This window comes from Pectobacterium carotovorum, from assembly GCF_033898505.1.
In the GTDB taxonomy this organism is placed as follows: domain Bacteria; phylum Pseudomonadota; class Gammaproteobacteria; order Enterobacterales; family Enterobacteriaceae; genus Pectobacterium; species Pectobacterium carotovorum_J.
The window spans coordinates 1,325,077-1,342,037 of the sequence record NZ_JAXAFK010000001.1 but is presented as its reverse complement, the minus strand read 5'-3'; the positions used below and the strand labels follow the sequence as shown (position 1 = coordinate 1,342,037).

Genomic DNA, 16,961 nt, shown 5'->3' with positions numbered 1-16,961 from the left:
TCATACCGTTTGACATCAAGCAGGTATTTTCTTTGGGACCTATATGGAGGTAAACATAATGAAAAAGTGGCCACACCTACTAGCAGCCTGCACGCTGGCGTTTGGCATCAGCACCGCCAATGCCAACGACGGTAAAACGCTCTATTTCTATAACTGGACCGAATACGTACCGCCGGGTCTGTTGGAACAGTTCACTAAAGAAACGGGCATCAAGGTGATTTACTCCACCTATGAATCCAACGAGAGTATGTATGCCAAGCTGAAAACCTATAAGGACGGTGCCTACGATCTGGTCGTGCCATCAACTTATTTCATCTCTAAGATGAGCAAAGAAGGCATGCTGCAAAAGATTGATACCAGCAAACTCAGTAACTTCCATAATCTCGATCCGAACCTGCTGCACAAGTCCTTCGATCCGAACAATGACTACTCTATTCCCTATATCTGGGGCGCGACGGCGATTGGCGTTAATCATGAAGTGATTGACCCCGCCAGCGTCACCCGCTGGGCAGACCTGTGGGATACGAAGTATAAAAACAGCCTGCTGCTGACGGACGATGCGCGCGAGGTATTCCAAATCGCCCTGCGTAAGCTGGGTTACTCCGCGAATACCACCGATCCGAAAGAAATTGAGGCCGCCTATAAAGAGCTGCAAGCGCTGATGCCGAATGTACTGACGTTCAATTCAGACAACCCTGGCAACCCGTTTATCGAAGGCGAAGTCAATCTGGGTATGGTGTGGAACGGCTCTGCCTACGTGGCGCGTCAGGCAGGTACACCGCTGGATGTCATCTGGCCAGCAGAAGGCGGCATCTTCTGGATGGATAGCCTGGCGATTCCAGCCAACGCCAAAAACGTTGACGGCGCGATGAAGCTGATCGATTTCCTGCTGCGCCCGGAAGTGGCGGCACAGGTTGCGGAAACTATCGGCTATCCGACGCCAAATCTGGCGGCGAAAAAATTACTCCCGCCGGAAGTGTCAGGGGATAAAACGCTGTATCCGGATGATGAAACCATCGCCAAAGGCGAATGGCAGAACGACGTTGGCAGCGCCAGCACGCTGTATGAAACCTACTTCCAGCAGCTAAAAGCGGGTCGTTAATCACACACGCTATCGCGATACAAATCGGATTTCTCTATCGGAATCGGCAGACCGTTGGCAAATCTATTTGCCGAACAAGAACGGTGGTAACGGAATAGAAGAGTAAAGCGTTTGCGCCAGGGACAAAAACGTCAGGAACGTTTTTGAACGTCGCTTGCGACGGCTCTGCAAGAGTGAATCTCATGGATGAGATTCATATCTGCGCAATCCGAGCTTACAGGGAGGTACTTGCAGCGTCTTTACGATCTATCCGTTACTACCGCTCGACGCGCTTTATCTGCAACCTCTAGCTTTCGTTACCATAAACTATGTTTCTACTCTGATTACAAATATCATCTCAACCCATCAAATTGACAGCTAAAAGCATTATCCTGACGGCATTAGGAAAATAATTACGCTCCGCTTCTTCTATAATGATTTCACACCCACTGGAATCACGATAAGGAACACCACCATGCTGCAACTCTCCAGCCACAGTTTTCAGGACGGCGAAAAGATCCCAGGCGAATTTGCGTTTGCCGTACCGGATGCAACTAGCCACATTGCACTGTCTTCTAACCACAACCCCCATCTTGCCTGGCACGATGCTCCCGCAGGGACACAGTCTTTCGTGTTGATCTGCCACGACCCGGATGTACCCAGCCGTGGTGACGATGTGAATCAGGAAGGTCGCGAGGTTAGCGCGTCTCTGCCGCGTGTCGATTTCTACCATTGGTTATTGCTGGACATTCCAGCCAACGTCAGTGAGATTCCCGCCGCCTCTCATTCCACTGGCATCACTCCGCGTGGGAAGGCAGGTCCAAATGCCCCCACCGGGCTCCGACACGGCATCAATGATTACACCGTCTGGTTCGCCACGGACGAGCAGATGAAAGGCACCTACTATGGCTATGATGGCCCTTGCCCACCGTGGAACGATGCGCTCGTCCATCATTACATCTTCACGCTTTACGCCCTCGCAACACCGGCTTTAGCGATAGACGGCGAACTTAACGGGGCGAATGTCCGTGCTGCGCTGGCTAACGCGCCAGTATTGGCAGAAGCGACACTCACCGGGCTGTATACGCTGAACCCCGCTTTGTTGTGATGATAATAATGACGCGTTATAAGAATGACAGGCTATGGGCGTGACCGCATTACGCTCTGCGGGCCCGCCTCTTAGTGTAGAGTCGGGCTGGGCACTGCCGTCAGGCCAGCCGCTACAGCGGTATGGCCTGTGCGCGCTAGCTCAACCGCACTTGCGCACGCCGCAGCAGACAACGCGTTTTCATTTTTATGAAGCCACGCTGCTGCTGGTTCTCTCCGGCCAATTGACCCTTCTCGAACAGAACGGCACAACGGTTGTCGATACCCCGTCTCAGCTTTGCCTGATTACGCCTGATGCCAGTGCCGATTTGACGAAAACGCCCGGCGGTCATGATGCCGTTTTCCGGTCAGTCTTTCTGACGTTTTCATCCACGCTTTTGGCACGGTTTTATCACCGCTATCCTGAAAAATTAGCCCCTGTATATCATCCTGCTCCTTTCACGCACCTCGCACTGGATGACGAGCTTACTCGCACATTGCAGTATCTGGTTGAGGGAATAACGAGCAACGTACTCAGTGAATCGCGCCTCGAACTGCGTCTGATGGATATGCTGCTGGTACTATCGGAACGGGGATACCATTTTGGCGCACCGCCGCAGCCTGGTATTACGACACAGCTACGTGCGCTCATCAGCGAAGAACCGGAACACCACTGGACGGCACAGTCCGCGGGGCGACGGCTGGCGATGAGCGAGGCTACGCTGCGCCGGAGGCTATCCACAGAGCAGACGCGGTTTGAAGTGCTGTTGCTGGAGACGCGAATGCAGCACGCAATGATGCTGGTGCAGACGACGTCATGGAGTATGCAGCGTCTGGCTGAAGCCTGCGGGTATAAATCCTCGGCGCGCTTTTCCGAACGGTTTAAAAACCGTTTTGGCTGTTCGCCCACCAAGATTCGTTAATCGTCATTTACTGCACTGCACATCCTGCCGTATTCAACGCAGTTCTGATGTGAAAACAACGATTATCTTCAAAAAAAACGCCCTGTCGGATAACCCACAGGGCGTTTAACGATCTCAGTCGATCATAACAATTTTAGCGTATCAGTCTTTCTGTTCCTGCGCTAAATCGTTAGCGATTTTCACCGTTTCATCCAGATAAGGATCGGGTGCCTGATAATCTTTCGGCAAATCTTCCAGCGATTTGAGCGGTTTTTTGCCTTCTCTCGCCAGTCGATCGTTAATCCGTTTCAGACGCATCGCTTCATCATCATCATTCTCTTTCTCACGCTGAGCAAGATTGAGCGACACAATGTTACGCTTATCCTTCATCGCGTTGTAGCGGGCAATATCTTGCGCGACGTACTGGAACTCAGGATCTTTGGCGATACGCTCCTGATGATGCTCATTCAGTTTGCTAATCAGCGCCTTCAGATCGCCACTTTTCGTGTAATTAGCCGCTTTGATGCTGTCCCACGGTAGCGCGTTGTCTTCAAACTTCTCGCCGGTATCTACCGTTTCCGTACCCGTTGGCATCATCACGTCAGGTGTCACGCCTTTCATCTGAGTACTGCCGCCGTCAATGCGATAGAACTTCTGAATCGTGTATTGTACGGAACCCAGCGCCGGCCAGTCAGGACGCAGCATTTGATCGTAAATCCGATTCAGCGAGCGATACTGTTGCACGGTACCTTTACCAAACGTCGGCTCACCCACGATCAAGGCACGGCCATAGTCCTGCATTGCCGCCGCGAAGATCTCGGATGCGGAAGCACTGAAACGGTCTACCAATACCACCAGCGGGCCTTTGTAATACACAATGCCGTCGGTGTCGCTGTCTTCACGCACTTTGCCGTTATTATCGCGCACCTGAACCACAGGGCCGCCTGGAATAAACAGGCCGGAAAGCCCTACCGCTTCCGTCAGCGCACCGCCGCCGTTAGTACGTAAGTCAATCACAATGCTGCTGACGTTTTGTTTTTCCAGCTTTTGAAGCTGAACTTTTACGTCATCCGTCAGGCCGACATAGAAGCCGGGGATATCCAGCACGCCGACTTTGTCTTTACTGACCGTCTTGACGGACATTTTGACTGCACGGTCTTCAAGACGGATACGTTCGCGCGTCAGCGTGACAATGCGGGTTTTCGTCCCTTTGCCTGCGGGCAGAATCTCCAGACGCACCTTGCTGCCTTTCGGCCCTTTAATCAGCGCGACAACATCATCCAGACGCCAGCCGATAACATCGACCATCGGCTTGCCGCTTTGGCCTACGCCAACGACACGGTCACCCACGGTAATGTTTTTGCTTTTCGCAGCCGGACCACCGGGCACCATGGAATTAATCATGGTGTAGTCGTCATCCATCTGCAGCACCGCACCAATCCCTTCGAGCGACAGGCTCATTTCGGTATTGAATTGCTCGGTGTTACGCGGAGACAGATAGCTGGTATGCGGGTCGATTTCACGCGCAAAGGCGTTCATGACGAGTTGGAAAACATCTTCGCTGTTGCTCTGCGCCAAACGGCGAATCGCAAACTGGTAACGCTTGGTCAGCGTCTCTTTGATGTCTTTATCATCTTTGCCGGTCAACTTCAGGCTGAGCCAGTCATATTTTACCTTGGCATCCCACAGGCGGTTAAGTTCACCGACGTTTTGCGGCCAAGGCGCTTTGCTGCGATCGAGCTCAAACGTGTCATTGCCCGTCAGATCGATCGGTTTATCCAGCAGCGACAGCGCGTATTGAAAACGCTCAAACCGACGCTTCTGCGCCAGATTGTACAACGCGTACGGAACGTCCAGCTGACCGGATTTCAGCGCGTCACCCAACTGGGCTTTTTGCCCGGAAAATTGCGCCACATCAGAGGCCAACAGCACGTTGTGGCTGTAGTCCAGCATGTTGAGGTAGCGGTTAAAAATTTTCTCAGAGAACTGCGCATCCAGCATAAACTGGCGATAATGCGAACGCAGGAAACGTGAGGCCACCCTGTCGCTAACGGTAGCATGTTGAGGCTCCTGATGTAGCTGAGGGATCTGCTCAACACGCGTAATGTTTTCATTTGCAAAACTAGAGCCCGCCAGCAGTAAGCCTGCGATGGCGGTTATTCTGACTAAGTTGTTCATGCCCAGGTTGGCCTCCGTATCAGAACTGCAAATGTTCTGCGCGTACAATCATTGCCAGTCCAGAAGCCAATTGTACTCTGACTTCGCCTTTGGCAATTTCAAGCACGGTGGCATCCATGGCGTCTTTGCCGGCTCTGACTTTGATTTCCTGACCGATTTGCAGTTTGGAAACATCCGTAACCGCGACCCGCTGACGCTCATTGTTGGCAGGTTTTGCCTGACGAGATTGAGCATTAGCAGACTGCTGAGAAGAGGACTGCGATTGGTCGGAAGAAGGCTGACGTGGTTTACGCGGTGCACGGTTTTGAGACGCATTGTTCTGAGACACATTGCTTTGCGGAGAATTGCTTCGCGGTGCACTGCCTGAAGCATCGCGACGTGGCGCACGCTTCTGAGCGGGACGAGGAGTACGTGCCGCATCTGCCGATTCTCCGGCTGCTTCACGTTTTTTCGCCTGCTGCTCAGCACGCTGAGCCTGAACTCGCGCTTTCGCTTCTTCCAACTGTGTGCGGGCATGATCGACATGCTGCTGTTCCAACTCGCCGCACGGATTACCATCCAGATCGACACGTTGGGCACCCAATTTTACACCGTACAGATAGCGCCAGCTTGAGGTATAAAGACGCAGCGCAGAGCGTAATTGCGTCTTACTGACGTTATCGGACTCCGGTACACGCTCAACAAGATCCTGAAAAATACCGATCTTTAACGGACGAGTTTCACCTTCAGTGGTGAAACAAAGCGGGAACCGCTCTGCCAAAAAGGCAATAACTTCTTTACTACTGTTCAACTTAGGTTGATTTTCCATGAAATTTCCTGATTACAACGGGTTTGCCAACCGGCGCAGGCATGAACAGGCGTCATTATAATGACGCCATCGGCAATTGCCACGTTAACCTTGTCTCAACATGAGAGAATTGATGAATGTCATCACATCGCTCGCTTCCAGTTGAGCACAAAGTACGCTAACCACGGCCTTCAGCCCTTCTTCATCATCCGCGTCAAAACGCTGATAAAGGGTGCTGTCAATATCCAGAACGCCAATCAGTTGCCCGTTAACGACAAGCGGTAGCACGATTTCCGCATTACTCGCGGCATCACAGGCGATATGACCAGGGAACGCATGAACATCATCCACGCGCTGAATGCGATTTTCAGCTATCGCCGTACCGCATACACCTTTGCCAACAGGAATACGCACACAGGCAACCTTGCCCTGAAACGGTCCCAGGAAAAGCGTGTCGTTATCCAACAGGTAAAACCCTGCCCAGTTAACCCCATCCAAACGCTCAAACAGCAGCGCACTACTGTTTGATAAGATCGTAATAAAACGGTTTTCATCCGCGATAAGCGATGACATGTCGCGAATGAGATCCTGATAAAATTCTTGTTTATTCATAAAGTATATCGTTGTCTTTTCAACACAGTGCGAACAATTCCCGCACAGACTGCATTAGCATCGGTTACAGAATGCCATAAGATTCGCACCTTCGCGCGAAGAATCATTCGCTTTACTGTACCGCTGTCACGCATATCGTGCTATTTCCACCTGAAAAATAATATCGGGCAGAGATCAGAGCCTTATATGAATTTATCATTCGTTGAGCCTTCAGTTACACTAAATACACCCTAAATAATTCGAGTTGCGTGCAGGCGGCAACCGCGCGCATCCCCAGGGTGCTTACTCAGGTAAGTGACTGGGGTAAGTAAGAGCAGCCAACGCACAAGCAGCTTGAAGTATGACGGGTATAGCTGTGAATACGTTATCTATCGTGAATATAACGGGACTCAACACCTTCTACCGGATCGCAGGAAAAATGAAAATACATAATATAGCCAGTCCTGCGCCGTTTCCCTCTCCCCGACCGCCGTTAACCGAGAGGGCGAAAAGGTCTGTACCTGCGATCGATCGTTATCATCGCTGCCCGGAATGTGATGCCTTTTTTGCTCTACCGCCGTTGAAACGTAACCAGACAGCGAACTGCCCGCGCTGCGATGCCAGAGTCAGCTCAGGCAGAGACTGGCCGATTTCACGACTTGCTGCAATGGCTGTCGCCATGCTGGTATTGATGCCGTTTGCTTTCACGGAACCGTTAATCAGTATTCGTCTTCTGGGCGTCACCATCAATGCCAGTCTGTTTGAAGGCATTTGGCAGATCACCCGTCAGGGGCATCCGCTCACGGCAAGCATGGTCGCCTTCTGTACCGTTGGTGCGCCGCTCACGCTGGTCTTCTCGCTGTTATACCTGTTCTTTGCCCCCCGAATCGGCATGAATCTCCGGCCCATCCTGCTCATGTTGCAACGGTTAAAAGAGTGGATGATGCTGGATATCTATCTGGTCGGTATGGCTGTCGCCGCGATCAAAGTCCGTGAATTCGCGGATGTTCAGGCTGGTACCGGGCTGGTCGCCTTTCTGGCGCTGATGAGCTTAAGTCTGTTGACGCTGATTCACTTAAATACCGACCAGCTTTGGCAGCGGTTTTACCCGCGCATGAGGCCGTTGATTGCACCTGATCGCTATCGAATCTGCCTTTCCTGCCATTTCACCAGCTCGCCAGACAATCGAGGGCGCTGCCCCCGTTGTCATATTCCGCTTCGCTTACGCCAGCGGCACAGCCTGCAAAAATCCTGGGCAGCACTGATTGCTTCCATCATTTTACTGTTCCCCGCTAACCTGTTGCCCATATCAATTATTTATGTCAACGGTGCCCGTACGGAAGACACGATCTTCTCCGGCATTCTTTCGCTCGCATCGGGCAATGTTCCTGTTGCGCTGGTAGTGTTTATTGCCAGTATTCTGGTGCCGTTTACGAAAGTGATGGTGCTGTTCGGGCTACTGGTGAGCATCCATCTCCGGTCAGAAGGCAATATCATGATGCGCATGAAGATGCTGCGCGTTATCCGCTGGATTGGCCGCTGGTCTATGCTCGATTTATTTGTGATTGCCCTGACGATGTCACTCGTCAACCGCGATCAACTCCTCGCTTTCACCATGGGGCCTGCTGCTTTTTACTTTGGCGCGGCGGTGATTCTCACTATCCTTGCCGTTGAATGGCTGGATAGCCGACTGATGTGGGATAACACTGATGTGGAATAACAATGCAAGATAATACGTCCGGGACACCAACCGAAGCGACGGTGAAAAACAAGCGTCGCCTATCGCCATTCTGGCTGTTGCCGCTGATTGCGCTGATGATTGCCGGCTGGCTGATCTACACCAACCAGCAGGAGCGCGGTACCACGGTCACCATTGATTTCGTCTCCGCTGACGGGATTGTCGCCGGGCGTACCCCCGTGCGCTATCAGGGGGTGGAAGTCGGCACGGTGCAAAACATCAAGCTGAGCGAAGATCTGCGCACCATACAGGTCGAAGCCAGTATCAAAAGTGACATGAAGGAAGCGTTGCGCAGCGGTACGCAGTTCTGGCTGGTCACACCGAAAGCCTCTCTCGCCGGAGTTTCAGGATTAGACGCGCTGGTGGGCGGTAACTACATCGGGATGATGCCCGGTTCCGGCGAACCGCAAGAGCACTTTTCCGCGCTGGACACGCAGCCCAAGTACCGCGTGAACACCGGAGAATTGCTGATTCATCTCCATGCGGATGACCTCGGTTCACTGAACACCGGTTCGCTGGTTTACTACCGTAAAATCCCGGTGGGAAAAGTCTACGACTATACGGTTTCTCAGGATCGCCGCGGTGTCATGATTGACGTGCTGGTGGAACGCCGTTTTACCCATCTGGTGAAGAAGAACAGCCGCTTCTGGAACGTGTCTGGCTTTAATGCGGACATCAGCGTCAGCGGTGCAAAAATTGAGATGGAGAATCTGGCGGCGCTGGTTAACGGGGCGATCGCGTTCGATTCACCGGAAGAGAGCGAGGACGCGGGTGCCGAACAATCCTACCGCCTCTATCCCGATCTGGCACAGAGCCAGCGCGGGGTGAAAATCGCGCTGGATTTACCTTCCGGCGACAGCCTATCCGAAGGCCGTACCCCGCTGATGTATCAGGGACTGGAAGTCGGCACGCTGAATAAAATCACGTTGAACCCGGACGACAGCAAGGTCAGCGGAGAGCTGATCATCGATCCTTCCGTGGTTTCGCTGATGCGGGAAGGCACGCGTATCGAACTCAGCAAACCCCAGCTTTCGCTCAGCGATCTGAATGTTTCACGTCTGCTGAGTGGCCCAACGCTGACACTCATTCCCGGCGAAGGCGAACCGCGTCAGCATTTTACGGTGCTGGATAGCGGACAACAGCAACTCACCCAGCCCGGCGCGCTATCTATTCAGCTTACGGCGGCACAAAGCTATGGCATTGATAGCGGTCAACCCGTATTGCTGCACGGCGTGCAGATCGGTCAGGTGGTGACGCGCACGCTGGATGAACAAGGCGTCAGCTTCATTTTGGTGATCGAACCGCGATATCGCCAGCTGTTGCACCGCGACAGCAAATTCATCGTTAACAGCCGCGTAAATGTAAAGATGGGGCTGGATGGGATTCAAGTGCTGGGCGCCAGCGCCCAAGAGTGGGTCAGCGGTGGTATTCAGGTTTTACCGGGCAGTAAAGGCGACGTGCAGACCCGTTACCCGCTGTTCAGCGATCTCGAAAAAGCCGAAGAAGGCATTCGAGGTTCCACGCCCTCGCCTACCCTCACCTTAGTGACCGATAGCCTGCCGGATATTCAGGACGGTTCCATCGTGCTGTACCGTAAATTCCAGGTAGGCGAAATCATGCGGGTGCGGCCAAAGGCGGATACCTTTGAAGTTGACGTTTATATTCGTCCCGAACACCGTAAGCTGCTGACGGAAAACAGCGTGTTCTGGGCAGAAGGCGGCGCCCGTGTGCAGTTGAATACCTCGGGCCTGACCGTGCAGGCTTCCCCACTGAATCGGGCGCTTAAGGGCGCTATCAGTTTTGATAATCTGGAAGGTGCACCGGAAATTAAAGGCGGCAAACGCGTCCTGTACAACAACGAAACGGCGGCGCGCGCCGTGGGGAGCCGCATCATTCTGCGCACCTACGACGCCAGTAAGCTCGCACCGGGTATGCCGATCCGCTATCTGGGCATTGATATCGGCCAGTTGGATTCGCTGAAGCTGTCCGAACAGCGTAACGAAGTGCTGGTGCAGGCCGTGCTCTATCCAGAATATGTGCGTAATTTCGCCCGTGCCGGAACGCGTTTTTCCGTCGTCACACCGGAAATTTCCGCCGCTGGCGTGAACCATCTGGAAACGCTATTCCAGCCTTATATCAACGTCGAGCCGGGTAACGGCAGCGTCACGCGCAATTTTGAGCTGCAACAGGCCACTATCTCCGATTCTCGCTATCAGGACGGCCTGAATATCAGCGTTGACGCACCGGAAGCTGGCGCGTTGCAGGTCGGTACGCCTGTGCTGTTCCGCGGCATAGAAGTGGGTACGGTAACCGGACTGTCGCTGGGTACGCTCTCCGACCGTATTGCCGTGTCGCTACGCATCAGCAAACGCTATCAGCATTTGGTACGTGATAATTCCGTCTTCTGGCAGGCTTCGGGTTACAACCTGGAATTCGGATTGGTTGGCGGCGTCATCAAGAGCGGAACCTTCCAGCAGTTTATTCGCGGTGGTATCGCTTTCGCCACGCCGCCCAGCACGCCGCTCGCGCCTAAGGCGCAGGAAGGAAAACATTTCCTGCTACGAAACGAGGAACCCAAAGAGTGGCGACAATGGGGTACCGCGATTCCGAATCCCCCCAATAATTAGCGCACATCCCTGACAGGGCGGCGACAATCGCCCTGTCGTTTTCACATGATGTATAAAGATCCGTGATACACTTCGCCGCTTCTTTCCCTCGTTTTACTGAATAACCTGTACGGAACCACGCCGTGGCAAAATTTACCCCAGCCAACCTGCCTGCTGAATTTCTCGACACGATGCGAGACATCATGCCTTCATCGCTTTCGATGGAAGATTTTATTACCGCCTGCCAGCGTCCGCTGCGCCGGAGCATCCGTGTCAATACGTTAAAAATCAGCGTCGATGCCTTTCTTCAGCTCGTGCAGCCTTATGGTTGGCAGCTTGAGCCGATTCCCTGGTGTCAGGAAGGTTTCTGGCTGCTGAATGCGGAAGAGGAAAATACGCGGCTGGGCAATACGCTGGAGCACCTGAGCGGCCTGTTTTACATTCAAGAAGCCAGTTCCATGCTGCCCGTTAGCGCTCTGTTCCATCGCAACGATGCATTGGAAACGGTTTTGGACGTTGCAGCCGCACCGGGTTCTAAAACGACGCAGATCGCAGCACGGCTGAATAATAAAGGGGCTATCGTCGCCAATGAGTATTCGGCCAGCCGGGTAAAAGTACTGCATGCCAACATCAGCCGCTGCGGCGTCAGCAATACCGCGATGACACACTTCGACGGGAGGGTGTTCGGCGCGGCGCTGCCAGAATATTTTGATGCGATACTGCTGGATGCTCCGTGTTCCGGTGAAGGCGTAGTGCGTAAGGATCCGGCGGCGATGAGCCACTGGTCGCAGGAGAGCATTACCGAGATTGCCGCCACGCAGCGCGACCTCATTCTGAGCGCGTTCCATGCCCTGAAGCCCGGCGGCATAATGATTTACTCCACCTGTACGCTGAATAGGCAGGAAAATCAGCAGGTCTGCCATTGGCTACAGGCACAGTTTCCCGACGCCTGTGAATTTGAATCGTTACGCGATCTCTTCACCGATGCCGAACGCGCCACAACGGAAGACGGCTTCCTGCACGTCTTCCCACAGATTTATGACAGCGAAGGCTTCTTTGTTGCCCGTCTGCGGAAGACCGCTAGCGTACCGCCGCTGCCGCGCCCGGGTTATAAAGTCGGTAAATTCCCGTTCTCTCCGGTTGCCCCCAAAGATTGCACGCCACTCATACAGGCGGCGCGTAAGCAGGGCATTCATTGGGATGAGACGTTACTGCAACTTTGGCAGCGTGATAGCGAGATCTGGCTTTTCCCTGCGGCGCTGGCCCCCGCTTTTGGCAATATCAAATTCTCACGCATTGGCATTAAGCTCGCCGAGCGCTTCCCTAAAGGTTTTCGCTGGCAACATGAAGCGATTGTCGCGCTGGCCGATCCAAACGCAGACAATGCCTACTCACTGACCGATGACATTGCCTGCGAGTGGTTCCAGGGCAAAGACTGTTATCCAGAACCGCTCCCTGCAGCGGATGAGCTGATTTTAACCTACCAGAACACGCCAGTCGGTCTGGCCAAGCGCATCAATAGCCGGATAAAAAACAGCCTGCCGCGCGATTTAGTGCGGGATGGCGCATCCTCAACCCAGCCACGTTCTAAAGAATAAATGCGGTTTCTGCATCAGGTGGTGATAAAACCACCTGATGAACCGTGCGTTCCCTCTTTCCTCACGGATTTTCATCTATCATCTCTAGAGAGAATCAGTAATGTCTGGAGAACGGCATGTTTGCGTTAGTGATATTTGTTTGTTATCTCGGGCATGGCTGTGACGATTTGGTCGTCGGCGCCTACAACACCGAAGCACAGTGTCTGCAAGCGATGGACGAACAACGCCTGCGCCGCGCTGGCTGCTTCCCCATTGAAGAGTATATCGATGGCTTCTGGATCCCCGCTCAGGAGTACGCTGATTTTTAGTTTTCCCACCTGAGTCTTTTCATCGACACACGCCAAAACCGCGCATACCAAAGTGAAAGTGATTAGCGTGTGCAGCGTTGTATTCCGGCCCCAGCGAGTTACCGAAAAAGCGACAGCTTTCCCTGAACGTGGTGCGCAAATAGCTGCCGCGATCGTCCGTTGCCGACCACTGATTCAGGACGCTAATCTGCCGTCCATCAGAGAGGCGAAACGCCGCGATATCCCACGCGTCCGCCGTCGCATGCTCACTCAAACGCCCTTCCGGCCGATGATAAACATTTCGACAGGCGTAGCTGCCCATATGCTCGATACGCGCCAGCGAGGTGCCAAGCGATTGCGCCTGTGGTATTGCGACCTGCGCCACAAACATGGTGCTACTCAACGCCAGCGGACAGCTGGCAAGGAAACTGGAACTCAGCGCGACCGCGCCAAAACCTTGCACCCGCACAGGCGACACGACTGGACATTGGCCACTAATATCATTGGCCTCGGAGAAGCGTAGCCGTCCGCTTTCCTGCGCCTGTTTTAACACCACCAGACAGGCCCCAGGATCGTTGGCAACAGATTTCATTTTCAGTCGGGTGATAAACGTAGGCGGGTCATCGACGGACAGCGGAGAGAAGGGATCGTAACCGGGCGGAAGTTGACGTTGGATCCAGGGTGCCAGCGCCACTAACACCCCCAGTATCACCGCAAATATCAACCATCCTCGCATCAGCATCGCCCCCCGATTATTTCCTTCTCCTGAGTAATATTATGCCATTAACGCAAACTCAGCCGGATTCATCCCCAGTGATACCCCCGCTTCCACGATTTTCTGCCACTCCTGATCGGACAGATAAATACCGTCAGCATGGCGCTGCGCCTGAGAAATACGTTCTGGTTCACCAGCGATTAAAATAGGCTGTGCCGGATCGGGCGCCGTTGAAGAGCGAACATAGTCCAGCATCGCATCATATTCTTTTTGCAGCCACGCCATCGAAACCATACTGGCGGGATCGATAACAATCGTCGTCATGTTATTCACTATCGCCCCCTGACGTTCATTTTCCGGTTGAATGGTTCCACCGCCGGAGAGCAATCCCGCCAGCATTTCAGCCGCTAAAATCAATCCGCCACCTTTATGTTTCGCAATCGGTTTTAAGGCACCGTGTTTCTCGCCTTCCCACATGACTTTCGGATCGTTAGTAGACACGCCGTTGCGATCCAGCATGACCTCTTCATCAAACGTTTTACCTGCCAGATACGCAACACGGGTTTTCCCCAGCGCAACCACGCTGGTGGCGAAATCCAGAATAAAGGCCGCGTTATGCTCCGTTGGCGGGAATGCAATGCAGATAGGGTTCGTCCCGAAACGGGCTTCACTGCCACACCAGGGCGCCACAATCGGGTCGAGATCGTTAACATTGACGAAATGTATCGAAACGAGCCCGGCGTCCGCCGCCATTTCTCCATAGGTGCCGATGCGCCCCAAATGGCAGGTAGACGACAGCGTCATTAAACACACACCCGTCGTTTTCACCCGATCAATAGCCGCCTGCATCGCTTCTTTGCCCGTACGCTGACCAAAGCCCCGATCGCCGGTAAATTGCAGCACCGCCCCGCTATCGCGCAGTAAACGCGCCGGGGTATTCGGGTGCATGATGCCTTTCCCGATAAACTCCACATAGTGCGGCAACATCCCCACACCGTGGCTGTCATGTCCTTTCAGGTTCGCGGTCACAAGGTGCTCGGTGACAATACGGGCTTCGTTTTCTTCACATCCTGCTTTTTGCAATACGCTTTGCATCGTCGCCATCAGACGGCTGACTGAAATCTGCATGTCTCTTCCCTTTATCTACCGATGAGTATTCACAGGTTTCATCCTACTGCGGAACGGGAATGAATGGCACAGCCAATAAAGAACAATATTTTTGAAAAAGAATAACAAATCTCTCTGATATTCATTGCCAGAGCATGGCGCTATGATTTCTCACACCAAGGCAAACCGCCTAATTAACACTATAAAATGTGAAGGAATGACCCATGAAAAGCATCAAAAATTTTATCGCAGTTATCGCACTTTCTACTTTGTCTTTCGGCGCTTTTGCAGCACAAGAAATCGCGACCGTTTCTGTTAGCGGTGCAAAAACGTTAGACGGTTTCGAAGCACAGGTTGCGCAAAAAGCCAAAAAAGCGGGTGCATCGTCATATCGCATCGTTTCCGCTACCGGTAACAATCAATTACGCGGCACCGCGATTCTGTATAAATAAATCGAACCAGACGTCAGGGAGCCTCAGGGCTCCTCTGTCGCATCGCTCTCCCAATCTTGCGCCCACCTACCGATTCTTACCTCTCCTTTTTTGAATAAAATATAAACAAATCAAGCGAGATACCAATCAGTGCGATTGCTTTAACCATCTGGTGAAGGATCTCCCCCAGCAGTACCATCCCCGACGTTGTAAGACGTACACAGAGACGGCTGACATAGATAGGGTTGCCTGCTTATCGGGCATAGATAATATGGATTTTATTTAAATGAAAAAGACATCGCGTTTTCTTCTGGCGCTTGCCGGATTATGGTTTTCCGTTACGGCTTATTCCGCAGCGTCTCCCTCACCTCACACAGAGGAAACACGGATACCGGCCATCAAACTGATCAATACGCCCGACAATCATTCGGCCTTCGTGACAGGCAGCGTGCCAGCGCTGGAAAAAATCACCGCACAGAAATTTTGGCTCAGTAACTCCACTGAAGCCTGGGAGATGAACGTCCACCCAGCACCGCGCAAGCAATATGTCATCACGCTGAAGGGCACGTTGAAATTTCGGGTCAGCGATGGTTCTACTTTCCTACTTTCTCCCGGAACGGTTTTGATTGCCGCCGATACGCAGGGGGAAGGACACAGCTGGGAGATGGTTGAAGGCACCGAGTGGGTCAGAATTTATATTCCGATTGTGGATGATAGCGATTATTTCACCCCCGACGCATCGGGCGCTGCGGCCACCAAAACGCACTAATTTTCCGCAGTACATTGGCGACAGCAGTCTGTCGCCAACCTATTAATCCTCATTCGCATCAAAGGGGTCTTCAACATCGTCTTTACTGTCATCGCGTTTGCGAGGAATCTCTCCCCGATCTTTCGGCGCGTCTTTTGCCGGATGCTCATCTTCATCCTTGTGGTTGGTACTCGTATGTTTATCCGTCATCGTTTCCTCCCATCACGTCGTGTTCTATCAATTTAGTCGATAATCGCTACAAACGGGGCATGAATCTACCGATTTAGTCGTGATAAAAGGTATTCTTATAATAAGAAAGAGAACAATTGATTTCATTCTCTCTGAAATAGCCAGTGAGGGTAAATATCTATAGGTGATACGAAGCAAGACATAATTTTCGATGAGTCCTGAAAATAAAATCTGCTGAAGATTAGTATAAAACACAAATAAAAACCCCCAGCTTTACGCTAGGGGTTCTTTATTACTTCTCTTGACTGCTCCGGCTTAAACCATCATCGCTATCGCAAGAAAAGCATCACTTAAAATTTATAGTGCAGCTTTATTACGGCGCAATTTTTATAGTGCGACAACGTTGCCAGCTGCTGGGCCTTTCTGGCCATTTTCAATGGTGAACTCAACCTTCTGGCCTTCGTCCAACGTTTTGAAATCGTTGCTCTGAATAGCGGAGAAATGTACGAATACATCTTTGCTGCCGTTGTCAGGAGTAATGAAGCCAAAACCTTTACCCGCGTCAAACCATTTTACTAAACCAGTCATTTTATTAGACATAGAAATTACCTTAATTTTTATAGCGCCTTCCGGCAAATAGGGCCTGTGCACAGAATTTAATTAGCAACGAGAAGGAGGCTCAAAAGAAGGGATATCTATGGATAACACTTGGAAATGAGAACTGCTTTACTAAACTGCTTTTAGGTCTGCGAATCAAACCGACCACTCATTAACGCATGTATAAATATCTTTAGCAAGCATTTATTTTTAAATTATTTAAAAGGCCTATCCAAGGCTAAATTCGCCAGCCTCTGAAGAAAAGATAAATCAAGAAGGTTACGGGTTAAGTGTACTTTTCCATGCATTGACGTTTTAAA

16 protein-coding genes are annotated in these 16,961 nt (G+C 52.2%); 9 read left to right on the top strand and 7 right to left on the bottom strand.

The features are described 5' to 3' along the window. Positions 1-58: 58 nt before the first annotated feature. The 3 genes from potD (at position 59) to R9X49_RS05870 (ending at position 3,090) form a co-directional block, all read left to right on the top strand. On the top strand, positions 59-1,102 hold the full coding sequence (gene potD, locus R9X49_RS05880; RefSeq protein WP_319847562.1) for a spermidine/putrescine ABC transporter substrate-binding protein PotD: 1,044 nt from the start codon (positions 59-61) through the stop codon (positions 1,100-1,102). A gap of 454 nt (positions 1,103-1,556) precedes the next feature. Beyond that, positions 1,557-2,189: a YbhB/YbcL family Raf kinase inhibitor-like protein gene (locus R9X49_RS05875; RefSeq protein ID WP_319847561.1), complete on the top strand. Its 633-nt coding sequence runs from the start codon at positions 1,557-1,559 to the stop codon at positions 2,187-2,189. Between the two features lie 34 nt (positions 2,190-2,223). Beyond that, complete coding sequence (locus tag R9X49_RS05870; protein ID WP_319847560.1) at positions 2,224-3,090, top strand: helix-turn-helix domain-containing protein; 867 nt, start codon at positions 2,224-2,226, stop codon at positions 3,088-3,090. A 141-nt stretch (positions 3,091-3,231) separates the two neighbouring features. On the opposite strand, the gene prc is transcribed toward R9X49_RS05870, so the two are convergent. From prc to R9X49_RS05855, 3 genes are all read right to left on the bottom strand, one after another. Continuing rightward, positions 3,232-5,247: a carboxy terminal-processing peptidase gene (prc, locus tag R9X49_RS05865; RefSeq protein ID WP_319847559.1), complete on the bottom strand. Its 2,016-nt coding sequence runs from the start codon at positions 5,245-5,247 to the stop codon at positions 3,232-3,234. Positions 5,248-5,266: 19 nt separating this feature from the next. After that, positions 5,267-6,055: an RNA chaperone ProQ gene (proQ, locus tag R9X49_RS05860; protein WP_319847558.1), complete on the bottom strand. Its 789-nt coding sequence runs from the start codon at positions 6,053-6,055 to the stop codon at positions 5,267-5,269. Positions 6,056-6,139: 84 nt separating this feature from the next. Beyond that, positions 6,140-6,646 carry a GAF domain-containing protein gene (locus R9X49_RS05855; RefSeq protein WP_319847557.1) on the bottom strand — a complete coding sequence of 169 codons (507 nt, stop codon included), beginning with the start codon at positions 6,644-6,646 and terminating at the stop codon, positions 6,140-6,142. Positions 6,647-7,064: 418 nt separating this feature from the next. On the opposite strand from R9X49_RS05855, the gene yebS reads away from it, so the two are divergent. The 4 genes from yebS (at position 7,065) to R9X49_RS05835 (ending at position 12,875) form a co-directional block, all read left to right on the top strand. Then, entirely contained in the window at positions 7,065-8,345 is a 1,281-nt protein-coding gene (gene yebS, locus R9X49_RS05850; protein WP_319847556.1) for a membrane integrity lipid transport subunit YebS, read from the top strand. 2 nt (positions 8,346-8,347) lie between these two features. Then, the gene (locus tag R9X49_RS05845; RefSeq protein WP_319847555.1) at positions 8,348-10,990 is read left to right on the top strand and encodes a PqiB family protein; all 2,643 of its coding nucleotides are present in this window, start codon (positions 8,348-8,350) and stop codon (positions 10,988-10,990) included. A gap of 122 nt (positions 10,991-11,112) precedes the next feature. After that, positions 11,113-12,567 carry a 16S rRNA (cytosine(1407)-C(5))-methyltransferase RsmF gene (gene rsmF, locus R9X49_RS05840; protein WP_319847554.1) on the top strand — a complete coding sequence of 485 codons (1,455 nt, stop codon included), beginning with the start codon at positions 11,113-11,115 and terminating at the stop codon, positions 12,565-12,567. Positions 12,568-12,683: 116 nt separating this feature from the next. Next, positions 12,684-12,875, top strand: a complete 192-nt coding sequence (locus tag R9X49_RS05835) for a YebW family protein (RefSeq protein ID WP_010302631.1) — start codon at positions 12,684-12,686, stop codon at positions 12,873-12,875. Positions 12,876-12,894: 19 nt separating this feature from the next. Here R9X49_RS05835 and R9X49_RS05830 read toward each other — a convergent pair whose 3' ends face one another. Continuing rightward, a complete protein-coding gene (locus tag R9X49_RS05830; RefSeq protein ID WP_319847553.1) occupies positions 12,895-13,590 on the bottom strand; it encodes an extensin family protein in 696 nt (231 codons plus the stop codon). 39 nt (positions 13,591-13,629) lie between these two features. Further along, on the bottom strand, positions 13,630-14,697 hold the full coding sequence (locus R9X49_RS05825; protein WP_319847552.1) for a malate/lactate/ureidoglycolate dehydrogenase: 1,068 nt from the start codon (positions 14,695-14,697) through the stop codon (positions 13,630-13,632). A 203-nt stretch (positions 14,698-14,900) separates the two neighbouring features. Between R9X49_RS05825 and R9X49_RS05820 the strand changes: the two genes are divergently transcribed. Both R9X49_RS05820 and R9X49_RS05815 read left to right on the top strand, forming a co-directional pair. Beyond that, complete coding sequence (locus tag R9X49_RS05820) at positions 14,901-15,128, top strand: YdgH/BhsA/McbA-like domain containing protein (protein ID WP_319847551.1); 228 nt, start codon at positions 14,901-14,903, stop codon at positions 15,126-15,128. Between the two features lie 265 nt (positions 15,129-15,393). Further along, on the top strand, positions 15,394-15,876 hold the full coding sequence (locus R9X49_RS05815; protein WP_319847550.1) for a hypothetical protein: 483 nt from the start codon (positions 15,394-15,396) through the stop codon (positions 15,874-15,876). 42 nt (positions 15,877-15,918) lie between these two features. Here the strand turns inward: R9X49_RS05815 and R9X49_RS05810 are convergent, their stop codons facing one another. Then, entirely contained in the window at positions 15,919-16,065 is a 147-nt protein-coding gene (locus tag R9X49_RS05810; RefSeq protein ID WP_319847549.1) for a hypothetical protein, read from the bottom strand. Between the two features lie 366 nt (positions 16,066-16,431). After that, positions 16,432-16,644, bottom strand: a complete 213-nt coding sequence (gene cspG / locus R9X49_RS05805; RefSeq protein WP_010275831.1) for a cold shock protein CspG — start codon at positions 16,642-16,644, stop codon at positions 16,432-16,434. Between the last annotated feature and the right edge of the window lie 317 nt (positions 16,645-16,961).

Bases quoted from the DNA above. Each gene is read 5' to 3' on its own strand.
- yebS (WP_319847556.1), top strand. From the start codon at position 7,065: ATGAAAATACATAATATAGCCAGTCCTGCGCCGTTTCCCTCTCCCCGA.
- R9X49_RS05830 (WP_319847553.1), bottom strand. From the start codon at position 13,590: ATGCGAGGATGGTTGATATTTGCGGTGATACTGGGGGTGTTAGTGGCG.
- R9X49_RS05825 (WP_319847552.1), bottom strand. From the start codon at position 14,697: ATGCAGATTTCAGTCAGCCGTCTGATGGCGACGATGCAAAGCGTATTG.
- R9X49_RS05855 (WP_319847557.1), bottom strand. From the start codon at position 6,646: ATGAATAAACAAGAATTTTATCAGGATCTCATTCGCGACATGTCATCG.
- R9X49_RS05835 (WP_010302631.1), top strand. From the start codon at position 12,684: ATGTTTGCGTTAGTGATATTTGTTTGTTATCTCGGGCATGGCTGTGAC.
- proQ (WP_319847558.1), bottom strand. From the start codon at position 6,055: ATGGAAAATCAACCTAAGTTGAACAGTAGTAAAGAAGTTATTGCCTTT.
- prc (WP_319847559.1), bottom strand. From the start codon at position 5,247: ATGAACAACTTAGTCAGAATAACCGCCATCGCAGGCTTACTGCTGGCG.
- R9X49_RS05875 (WP_319847561.1), top strand. From the start codon at position 1,557: ATGCTGCAACTCTCCAGCCACAGTTTTCAGGACGGCGAAAAGATCCCA.
- cspG (WP_010275831.1), bottom strand. From the start codon at position 16,644: ATGTCTAATAAAATGACTGGTTTAGTAAAATGGTTTGACGCGGGTAAA.
- R9X49_RS05815 (WP_319847550.1), top strand. From the start codon at position 15,394: ATGAAAAAGACATCGCGTTTTCTTCTGGCGCTTGCCGGATTATGGTTT.
- R9X49_RS05845 (WP_319847555.1), top strand. From the start codon at position 8,348: ATGCAAGATAATACGTCCGGGACACCAACCGAAGCGACGGTGAAAAAC.
- R9X49_RS05810 (WP_319847549.1), bottom strand. From the start codon at position 16,065: ATGACGGATAAACATACGAGTACCAACCACAAGGATGAAGATGAGCAT.
- potD (WP_319847562.1), top strand. From the start codon at position 59: ATGAAAAAGTGGCCACACCTACTAGCAGCCTGCACGCTGGCGTTTGGC.
- R9X49_RS05820 (WP_319847551.1), top strand. From the start codon at position 14,901: ATGAAAAGCATCAAAAATTTTATCGCAGTTATCGCACTTTCTACTTTG.
- R9X49_RS05870 (WP_319847560.1), top strand. From the start codon at position 2,224: ATGGGCGTGACCGCATTACGCTCTGCGGGCCCGCCTCTTAGTGTAGAG.